The 10,296-nt window shown below is 41.8% G+C and carries 7 protein-coding genes, 2 tRNA genes and 1 rRNA gene; all 10 read left to right on the forward strand.

What is annotated here, in order from left to right:
* Nucleotides 1-117: ribosomal RNA gene (gene rrf / locus E7204_RS00335) — 5S ribosomal RNA — on the forward strand.
* A gap of 656 nt (nt 118-773) precedes the next feature.
* Complete coding sequence (locus E7204_RS00340; protein ID WP_295180490.1) at nt 774-1,895, forward strand: DUF2827 family protein; 1,122 nt, start codon at nt 774-776, stop codon at nt 1,893-1,895.
* Nucleotides 1,896-2,009: 114 nt separating this feature from the next.
* Nucleotides 2,010-2,085, forward strand: a tRNA-Trp gene (locus E7204_RS00345).
* A gap of 123 nt (nt 2,086-2,208) precedes the next feature.
* Nucleotides 2,209-2,285, forward strand: a tRNA-Arg gene (locus E7204_RS00350).
* 459 nt (nt 2,286-2,744) lie between these two features.
* Nucleotides 2,745-3,911, forward strand: coding sequence for a Na+/H+ antiporter NhaA (nhaA, locus tag E7204_RS00355; protein WP_295180492.1), 1,167 nt, complete (start codon nt 2,745-2,747; stop codon nt 3,909-3,911).
* 254 nt (nt 3,912-4,165) lie between these two features.
* On the forward strand, nt 4,166-5,353 hold the full coding sequence (gene nhaA, locus E7204_RS00360) for a Na+/H+ antiporter NhaA (RefSeq protein WP_295180495.1): 1,188 nt from the start codon (nt 4,166-4,168) through the stop codon (nt 5,351-5,353).
* Nucleotides 5,354-5,659: 306 nt separating this feature from the next.
* Entirely contained in the window at nt 5,660-6,436 is a 777-nt protein-coding gene (locus E7204_RS00365; protein ID WP_295180497.1) for a peptidoglycan-binding protein, read from the forward strand.
* 374 nt (nt 6,437-6,810) lie between these two features.
* A complete protein-coding gene (gene purR, locus E7204_RS00370; protein WP_021840347.1) occupies nt 6,811-7,635 on the forward strand; it encodes a pur operon repressor in 825 nt (274 codons plus the stop codon).
* 4 nt (nt 7,636-7,639) lie between these two features.
* On the forward strand, nt 7,640-9,019 hold the full coding sequence (glmU, locus tag E7204_RS00375) for a bifunctional UDP-N-acetylglucosamine diphosphorylase/glucosamine-1-phosphate N-acetyltransferase GlmU (protein WP_295180501.1): 1,380 nt from the start codon (nt 7,640-7,642) through the stop codon (nt 9,017-9,019).
* A gap of 109 nt (nt 9,020-9,128) precedes the next feature.
* Nucleotides 9,129-10,082 (forward strand): ribose-phosphate pyrophosphokinase, encoded by a 954-nt coding sequence (locus E7204_RS00380; protein ID WP_127058994.1) that lies wholly within the window; start codon nt 9,129-9,131, stop codon nt 10,080-10,082.
* The last annotated feature ends 214 nt before the right edge of the window (nt 10,083-10,296 follow it).

Consider the following 10,296-nt stretch of genomic DNA (forward strand, 5'->3'; position numbering starts at 1 on the left):
TTCAGTGGCGATAGCTACGAGGATCCACCTGTTCCCATCTCGAACACAGTAGTTAAGCTCGTATACGCCGAAAGTACTTGGCTGGAAGCGGCCTGGGAGGATAGGTAGTCGCTGATTAATTAAAAGGACACACCGAAAGGTGTGTCTTTTTTTATTGTCTTGACTACCTATCCGACCAGGCCTTGGCCTTGGGAAAAGTAGGGCAAACGATTTGAAGGAACGAAGTGGCGCGCAAATCGTATTGCATCACTTTCTTTCGAGCCAAGCGAAGCGATGGCGAGAATGATAGGTAGTCGCTGAACAGGCGCATAATACTCTGCGTGACTAAATACCCCTACCGCAGCGAGCGAAGCAATGCGGTATGCCTCTAAATCAATAGAGCATTAAGCCACTATAGCCCTTAGCACCAAATGAGCGCATCTAACTCCCTCTACCGCAGCGAGCGAAGCAATGCGGTCACGCACTAAATCAATAGAGCATTACGCCACTATAGCTCTTAGCACCAAATGAGCGCATCTAAACTCCCTCTACCGTAGCGAGCCAATCAATCCGGCCACGCACTAAATCAATAGAGCTTTCTCCCTCTAGCCTCCTTAGCACTAAAAAAATCACTAAAGCCAAGCAATGCGTTTAGACCCTACAATTTTACCCTCTCACCTTGTACCATCCTCTAAACTATGTTATCATTTCCTTGAAATGAGTTTTCAATATCTATGTATAATTGATATATTACCGGTTAATACAATAATACCGAATCGGGAAGAGGGGTAGTCATGCAGAAAAAGATAAACATAGGAATTACTTTCTTTTGGGGTGATTCCTATCAGCATATTTGGTCGAATGGGGCCGGCCAAAATATGTTTTTCTTAAAACTCTGCCTAGAGCAGATAGAATTCGTGAACGAAGTCTATTTTGTGTATTGGGGAAACGAATTAACAAGCCTTCCCAGTCAATTCCAAGGTTTTAATGTAAAGTACTACGAATACCATGAAGTACTCAATAAGACAGATTTGCTCATAGAAGGCACTTTAGCATTAGAACCGGCTATCGGCCGTGCTTTTCGAGCCCAAGGAGCCAGAATCATATCGTATCGCATGGGCAATGATTTTATCATGGATATGGAAAAATTCGTTCATGCCGAACAGGGCGGGCGTGCTTTTAACGGAACACGGTATGATGCCGTTTGGATTACACCGCATCTGATGAAAACGAATAAACCTTATGTGGAAATCATTACACGGGCACCGGTTTATGAGGTTCCGCATTTGTGGAGTCCGCTATTTATTGATACAAAGATAAAAGAACTGGGCTTAGAAGGTATATTTGGTTACAATCCTATTGATCCGGAGCAACGCCGTGTAGCTGTGATGGAGCCTAATATTTCTGTTCTAAAAAATTGCATGACCCCCATATTAATTGCCGAAGAAGTATATCGTCGCAATAAAAATCTACTGAAGCACGTCTATCTATGTGGTACGGTTGATAAAAAGAACGTCCATGCTTTTTATAATTTTATCGGCTTTACCGATTTGGTAAGACAGAATATTATGTCCGTAGAAGCTCGTTTTATGACACCGGAATTTTTAGGCAAATATACAGACATCGTCTTAGCATTCCAGTGGGAATGCGGACTTAATTATCTTTATTACGAAGCTCTTTATGGGGGATATCCGCTTGTTCATAACTCCGAATACTTAAAAAAAGAAAACATCGGGTTTTACTACGATCAATTTGATGCTTATGCCGGAGCTGATGCCTTAATTAACGCCATTTATGCTTATGATAAGGAAAAAGACTATCATGAGCTGCATAATCGCAAGTATTTAGGAATGCTGTCGCCATTCCACGAAAATAATATTGCAAATTACGAGATGCTCATAAAAGCGCTTTTTTAATGGGACAAGAGTTTACTTTACTTTTACGATAAATATATTAGTTAAAATTAGGTTTGACATTTACCTCAATATTTGGTATTATATTCTAGTATCAAGTGTGACTTGGTACTACATAGGGGTATAGCTCAATTGGTAGAGTAGCGGTCTCCAAAACCGTTGGTTGTGGGTTCAAGTCCTACTGCCCCTGCCATCCATAATATAGAAGGCGGCCGCAAGGTCGCTCGTTCTATTCTTGAGGAATTGTAAAATATACGAAAAATTTCCCTTGCAATGAACAGCGTATTATGGTATTATATTCGAGTGGCAAGTTTATGACTCAGTAGCTCAGCTGGATAGAGCGTTTGACTACGAATCAAAAGGTCGGGAGTTCGAATCTCTCCTGGGTCACCATTAGAACCACACTTCGGTGTGGTTTTTTATTTTGCCGATTTTTGTATACTCCGTTTTCGTTCATGACGAATTACATAGGGGATTTATAGAAAAAATTTATTTCTGACAATAACCAAAATTATTCCTTGTAAGTTTACATAAATGAGCCTATTCTTATAAATTATAGTCAATTCTAAAGCAGAAATTAGAAGTATAATTTTTTTATTTATTAGTTTAACTTTTTAGAGTTTGATTTTGTAATTGTATTTATAAGTTAGCTTTAAAAATCATATTTCTCAATAACTCTTATCAATTTTTGTTGTACAAATGTATACACAAAACGCACAAAATTACATTCCTCTTCATGATAAAAGATGATATAATATTATATATAAAATAACTAAAAGGAAATAAACGATGGGAAAGTGAGATTATCAAAATTATTGTAAAGTTTATTTCCTTAAGAAAGAAGAGGATATTATGGCTTGGATTAAATCATTTCTACAGTCTCCTTCAGCCGGTGGGATTTTATTACTAATCTCAGCTGCACTGGCAGTCGGAGTAGCAAACTCATCACTGGCAGAACAGTATTTTATGTTCTTAAAACTACCGTTGGGACCATTCCCGGTTGATTTGTGGGTTAACGATGTTTTAATGGCCATATTCTTCTTAGGCGTTGGTCTCGAAATTAAGCATGAAATGATTTACGGTGAATTAAATACGAATGCGAAGCGTATTTTACCGACCATATGCGCTTGTTGCGGTGTTATGGTTCCGGCCATTATTTATTTCGCATTTAACCATGCCAACCCTTTATACCATAGAGGTTGGGCTATTCCGACAGCGACGGATATAGCGTTCTCCATTGGCGTAGTTTCTTTATTGGGGACGCGCGTTCCGGTAGCTATGAAAGTTTTACTTACTACATTGGCTGTTGTGGATGATTTGATTGCAGTTATTATCATTGCCGCCGTGTATACCGAGTCTTTGTCATTTTTATTCATGGGATTGGCGGTAGTGATTTTTGTACTCTTGATGATACTGAATAAAAGAGGGATTTTCCATCCGATTCCGTATATTATTCTCGGCCTCGGCTTATGGTACTGTATCTTTAGATCCGGTCTTCATGCGACATTGTCCGGTGTTATCTTGGCCATGACCATACCGTATCGGGCTAAATACAGCACAGGCCGTTTGATTTCACCGGTCATGCAGTGGAACAATGCGTTAATCAAATGGATTACTTTCCTAATCTTACCGCTGTTCGGCTTTGTTAATGCCGGTGTATCCTTTGGGGATTTTACATACTCCGATTTATTCCATCCGGTTGTACTCGGTGTTTCTTTAGCACTCTTCTTAGGTAAACAAATTGGCGTATTTGCTACCGTATTTGTTTTAGTTAAAACTAAATTGGTTGACATGCCGGTTCATGCAACTTGGTCTCACGTATACGGCATTACTCTTTGCTGTGGGATTGGCTTTACTATGAGCTTGTTCGTCGATTTATTGGCATTTCCGGCCGGTCATGCTCAGGAAATGGCGAAAGTCGGTATTTTCATGGGCTCCATCCTCTCCGGTGTGTTAGGGTATTTAGTACTTAGATTCTTAACGCCTGATGTAAGTGCCTTAGAACGGAAAGAAGATTAGTTTTATAGTAATTATTGATAGGCTGGTATAGAACTACGTACAGCGTTGTTGGGGATTTTAACAATATAAAATTGTATAGCAAGAGGTTTATTGAAAATTTTCAATAAACCTCTTTATTTTATTGCCAGTTTTATTTTGAATAGGGTATACTAAGTAGTGCAGAGGAATTAGTTAAGTTAGCGCATCACCATAAATTATAAAATGTGATGAAGCTTATGAGAGGTTATGAATGTGTGAGAAAGTGAAGGAAACATATGGAGAGTCTTAAAAAAGTTTTTCAAGCGCCGGCTACGGGGGGCATTTTATTGCTGTTAACGGCAGTACTGGCCGTGTTCGTAGCTAATTCATCGTTCGGTCCGCAGTACGAACAAATCTTGCATACGTACGTGGGTCCTTTATCCGTATCTCATTGGATTAACGATGTATTAATGGCCGTCTTTTTCTTAGGTGTCGGCCTTGAAGTAAAACATGAAATGCTCGAAGGCGAGCTAAATACAAATGCTAAACGCTTGTTACCGACCATTGCGGCCGTATTCGGTGTTCTAATGCCGGCTTTGATATATACGTTTTTTACTTATAACCAAAGCGAATTGGTTCGCGGTTGGGCGATTCCGACGGCAACGGATATTGCCTTTTCCATCGGTATTATTTCCTTATTGGGATCACGAGTACCGTTGGCAGCGAAAGTATTTTTGACAACCTTGGCCGTAGTTGACGATTTAATTGCCGTAATAATTATTGCCGCTGTCTATACGCCTTCCTTAGAGTTTATGTACTTGGGTGGTGCGGTTCTTGTTTTTGTATTGCTCTTATTATTAAATAAAAAAGACGTAGTCAGCCCGTGGCCGTACATTATTCTTGGCGTAGCTCTTTGGTTCTGTATCTTCAAATCCGGTTTACACGCTACTTTGTCGGGTGTAATTTTAGCTATGACGATTCCGTCCAAAGTGTTGCGTAACGGTGTGGAATTATCGCCGTTAAATGATTGGCATGAGGCATTGGGCGGTTGGATTACGTTCCTTATCATACCGTTGTTCGGTTTTGCCAATGCGGGCGTTTCCTTCGGTGATTTCCAGTGGTCCGAACTTATGCACCCGGTTATTTTGGGGATTTCCCTGGGTCTTTTCGTGGGTAAGCAAATCGGCATTTTCGGCATCATGTTTGTTCTTGTTAAAGCGAAGATTGTACCGATGCCTAAGCCGCTTACGTGGAAACACATTTACGGCGTATCCCTCTGCTGTGGCGTAGGCTTTACTATGAGCCTTTTTGTTAACTTATTGGCATTCCCACCGGGCCATGCACAGGAAATTGCAAAAGTAGGTATCTTCTTAGGGTCTATTGTGTCCGGTATTTTCGGTTATATTATGCTTCGCTTCTTTACGCCGGTAGTGAAATTGACTGAACCGGAAGATCCGTTTTTTCATAAAAATCATTTAGTATAATCGTTTGTAACGATAACGATTGATGCAGGGACTGTTACTTTTTAAAAAGAGTGGCAGTCCTTTTAGTTTCCCCGTTGAGACATGCTAGGGCCAACTAAATATACGGCTAAATGAATAACTATATCGAAGATATTAATCGAAGTGGGAAAAAGCCCCGTTTATTTTGATTAAAGTGGTGATTGTAATTGATAAAAGGGGTCGAATTTTGACAAAATTCCCAAAATAAAGTAAAATAGTATTGCATTTAGATACGAGGTGGAAATATTGAGAAAACTTAGAATAGTGACAGTTCTCTTAACGTTTCTAATGGCTTGTACTTCAGTAGTATTGGCTGATGTAGGACGCGGCGATCGCGGCAGCGAAGTACAATATGTTCAGCGTTTGATGATAACGCAAGGGTACTTGGTTGATACAGCTGACGGTGTTTTTGGTAATAATACGGAATATGCAGTACGCATGTTCCAAAAGCAAAACGGCTTATCCGCTACGGGTAAGGTGGATAGCGACACCTTGGCAGTGATGAAAGAGAACAATAAGAAATTTGCAGCAGCACAACAGTCTCGCAATGTGCGCAATAGCGTAGAAGTGTCACGTTTTGGTGATCGAGGTCGCTCGGTTTCCGATTTGCAGGCTCGTTTAGCCCACAGTGGTTTTTCACCGGGTTCGATTGACGGTATTTTTGGCGATGGCACAGCCAACGCTTTAAAACGTTTCCAGAAGGCAAACGGTTTAACCGTAACCGGTGAAGTGGACAGCAAGACAATGGAGCTCTTAGCTAAAGAGCGCGGTGTTCCGACAGAGTATAAGAAGACTATGTCGATGAATGCCACTGCCTATTCCGCATATGATCCGGGTAATTCCTCATATACGGCACGAGGCAATTTATTGAAACGTGGGTATGTGTCGGTGGATCCGAATGTGATTCCATTAGGCACAGCGGTTTATGTCGAGGGCTACGGATATGCAGTCGCGGATGATACCGGCGGCGATATTATTGGTAATCGTATCGATTTAGCCATGGATTCTCATGGCGAGGCCATAGATTTTGGCCGACAAACCGTTAAGGTTTATATTTTAGAATAAGAGAATAAGATTTTAGAGAAGCGTTAGTACTATGTATGAATTTACTTTTATGAATTCAATTATTAACATCTAAAATGCAGCTAAAGAGGCTGTAACAAAAACGAGGAATCATTTCTTCGTTTAGGTTATAGTCTCTTTTGTTATTCAAAAGACGGAACAGGCTAGTAGTAATGTTTGTCAGGGAATAGATGTTTTGACTATCCACTCTTGAAAGATACTTGCAAACTACGAACGTTCAGATGAAAATTAACCTTGAATGTATGGATTTTTACCTTTAAAGTATGTATTTTCCGAACGTTTTGTGGTATCCTTAAAAGAGAACAAGGTTGTTGGCATAGTCGGCAACGTTATTTTTTTGTATAAGGAGGTATACAGTGGAAAAAGTGCGACGCGTTGAGCGCATGGTAGCGCTTACTAAACTGTTGGTAGATTCTCCGCAAGAATTGATATCTTTACGCTATTTTTGCGATTTTTTTGATATTGCAAAGTCCACACTCAGTGAAGATTTAAGTTCCGTGAAAACAGCTTTGCAACATTTTTCCTTAGGCACCTTGGAAACGGTGGCCGGAGTAGCCGGTGGTGTCCGTTTTATTCCGTATCGTCAAGGGGAGCGGGCTATGTCTGTTCTTCGTGAAGTACAGCAACGTTTACAAGAACCGGACCGCGTAATTCCGGGTGGCTTCTTGTATATGTCGGACATTTTATATGATTGGCATATTGCCAGCCGTTTAGGCGAGATTTTTATGACTCGTTTTGCCGACCGGAACCCGGACTATATTATGACGGTAGAAACAAAAGGAATTCCGCTGGCCGTTATGGTGGCGCGAGCTTTTAACAAACCCCTTGTTATCGCTCGCCGTGACAGTAAGGTGACAGAAGGTTCGTCTATCAGTATTAACTATGTAACCGGATCGAATCGTCGCATTCAGACTATGTCGCTTACGAAACGGGCTATTCCGCCTAAATCCAAAGTGTTGCTCATTGATGATTTTATGAAAGCCGGCGGCACGGCGAACGGCATGCGGGAGCTGGTTACCGAAATGGGCGGCACCGTGGTTGGCATCGGTGTATTGGTATCGACGCCGGATCCTAAAGTTGTAAAAGATTGCGAAGCACTCTTAATTCTTAACGGTGTTAATGAAGAAACACGCAGTATTGATATCGAACCTGTAAATTTAGAGGCTGATAAGGAGGCCTAATTGTATGAAACCTATTACATCTTTGATTTTAGCGGCCGGTAAAGGGACCCGCATGAAGTCTAAACTACCGAAAGTATTGCATCCCGTAGCGGGTAAGCCTATGGTGGAACGCGTACTTGAAACCGTAAAAACAGTGGGCACAGAACGCAATGTTGTTATTGTCGGTTTTGGCGGTGAACAAGTGCAGGCGTACTTGGGTGAGGCTGCTGAATTCGTGACCCAGACTGAGCAAAAAGGCACCGGCCATGCTGTTAAGCAGGCCAAACCTTTATTAGGTGATTACAAAGGGACCATTTTATTGCTCTGCGGTGATACGCCACTCGTAACGCGTGAATCGTTGGAAGCGTTGTTAGCCGAACATGAAGCAACCGGTGCCGCCGCTACTGTATTGACGGCTCATATGGCTGATCCGACCGGGTACGGCCGCATTATTCGCGAAGAAGGGACGGGCAAGGTTCTTCGCATTGTGGAACAAAAAGACGGCAAACCGGAAGAGTTGGCCGTTCAGGAAATCAATACCGGTATGTATGCCTTTGACAGTGAAAAGCTATGGCCGTGTTTGGAACAGTTATCCGATGACAATGCGCAGGGCGAACTTTATATTACCGATGTGGTAGGCATTTTGGTAAATCAGGGTGACCGCGTAAGTGCCTATATGATGACCAACGAAGAAGAGTCGTTAGGTGTTAACTCCCGCGCTCAATTGGCAGAAGCAGAACGCATTTTGCGTGAGCGTACGAACCGTCATTTCATGGACCTCGGTGTGACGATTATCGATCCCGCATCCACTTATATTGCACCGGAAGTTGTAATCGGTGCCGATACGGTAATTTTACCGGGTACCTTACTTGAAGGGACAACGGTTATCGGTGAAGGTTGCAAAATCGGACCACATAGTCGTTTAACCAATGTAAAGGTGGGCAACGAAGTGGTTATGCATTTTACCTATGCTCATGATTGTGAAGTAAAAGACGGCGCTGATATCGGACCGTATGTACATTTACGTCCTAATACGGTTATCGGCGAATCCGTTCATATCGGTAACTTTGTGGAAGTGAAGAACAGTATTGTCGGTAAGGGGACTAAATTCCCACACTTATCGTATATTGGCGACAGTGATGTAGGCAGCGGCGTTAATATAGGCTGCGGTACAATTACGGTTAACTATGACGGTAAATTAAAACACCGTACCAAAATCGGTGACGGTGCTTTTGTGGGCTGTAATTCTAATTTAGTAGCCCCTGTTTCGGTTGGTGATTACAGTTATATCGGCGCCGGTTCCACTATTACCAAAGATGTACCGGCTAAATCTTTGGCGGTAGGTCGGGCTCGTCAAATTGTAAAAGAAAACTGGGTAACTGACGATACATTTAAGAAAAAATAGAAAAAAGTTGTTTACTTTTTTGCAATAAAGACGGTAATAGTATACAATAATAAAGATGAGGTTTGCTAGGAGCAACGAAGTTATTAATTAGCAAAAGGGGTATTGAATCATGGCATTTGAAGACGGTAAGAAACTTAAAATTTTCACAGGTAATGCGAATCCGGAGTTGGCGAAAGAAATCTGTGATTACTTAGGCTTACCTTTAGGCGAAGCGTTTGTAGGTCGTTTCAACAATGGCGAAGTTCAGATTATGATTGATGAAAGCGTACGCGGTAAAGATGTATTTATCGTGCAACCTACCAGCTATCCGGTAAATGATAATTTAATTGAGTTATTAGTTATGGCTGATGCCTTAAAACGTGCCTCTGCGCGTCACATTACGGCGGTAGTGCCGTACTATGGCTATGCTCGTCAGGACCGTAAAACTCGCGGTCGTGAACCAATTACGGCTAAATTGGTAGCTGACTTAATGCAGACAGCCGGCATCACTCGTCTCGTTACGATTGACCTTCATGCCGGTCAGATTCAAGGCTTTTTCAATGTGCCGGTGGACCACTTGTTCGGTGCCTCCATTTTGGCAAAATACATTAACGAAAAGAAAATGGAAGATTTAATCGTTGTATCGCCTGACCTTGGCGGTGTAACCCGTGCTCGTGATTTGGCCGACCGCATCGGTGCACCAATCGCGATTATCGAAAAGAAACGTCCGCAACCGGGTGTGGCTAAAGTTATGAACTTAATCGGTAATGTAGAAGGTAAGAACTGCATCATTATCGACGATATCGTTGATACAGCGGGCTCTTTGGTTGAAGGGGCTAAAGCACTCAAAGAATTCGGAGCTAAATCCGTTATGGCTTGTGTAACTCATGCCGTATTAACCGATCCTGCTTGCGAACGCATTGCAAACTCCAATATTAAGGAATTAATCGTAACCAATACAATTGATTTACCGGAAGAACATAAATTACCAAATATTACGTCCTTGTCGGTAGCACCTTTATTGGGTGAAGCGATTATGCGTATCTTCCACGAAGTATCGGTAAGTAATTTGTTTGATAAATAATTTTTCTCTGCAAGGCTGTTTATGCCTCGGTAGAGCGATGTGTAACCTCCGGAACCCCATTCCGGAGGTTCTGTTTTTGTACGCCGAATAGGCATGACAAAACCCCCAGTTAAACTGGGGGTCGGTAAAAAATTCTTATAGAAAAGGAAAGAACCTCCTAATGATACAATGAAGTTGGTCTGGCAACCACAACATTTCAACTTAGGAGGTTCAA

The organism is Veillonella sp. (genome assembly GCF_015058545.1).
Lineage (GTDB): Bacteria > Bacillota > Negativicutes > Veillonellales > Veillonellaceae > Veillonella_A.

Coding starts and splice junctions, on each gene's coding strand:
- nhaA (WP_295180492.1), top strand. CDS start 2,745: ATGGCTTGGATTAAATCATTTCTACAGTCTCCTTCAGCCGGTGGGATT.
- glmU (WP_295180501.1), top strand. CDS start 7,640: ATGAAACCTATTACATCTTTGATTTTAGCGGCCGGTAAAGGGACCCGC.
- E7204_RS00380 (WP_127058994.1), top strand. CDS start 9,129: ATGGCATTTGAAGACGGTAAGAAACTTAAAATTTTCACAGGTAATGCG.
- E7204_RS00365 (WP_295180497.1), top strand. CDS start 5,660: ATGGCTTGTACTTCAGTAGTATTGGCTGATGTAGGACGCGGCGATCGC.
- nhaA (WP_295180495.1), top strand. CDS start 4,166: ATGGAGAGTCTTAAAAAAGTTTTTCAAGCGCCGGCTACGGGGGGCATT.
- E7204_RS00340 (WP_295180490.1), top strand. CDS start 774: ATGCAGAAAAAGATAAACATAGGAATTACTTTCTTTTGGGGTGATTCC.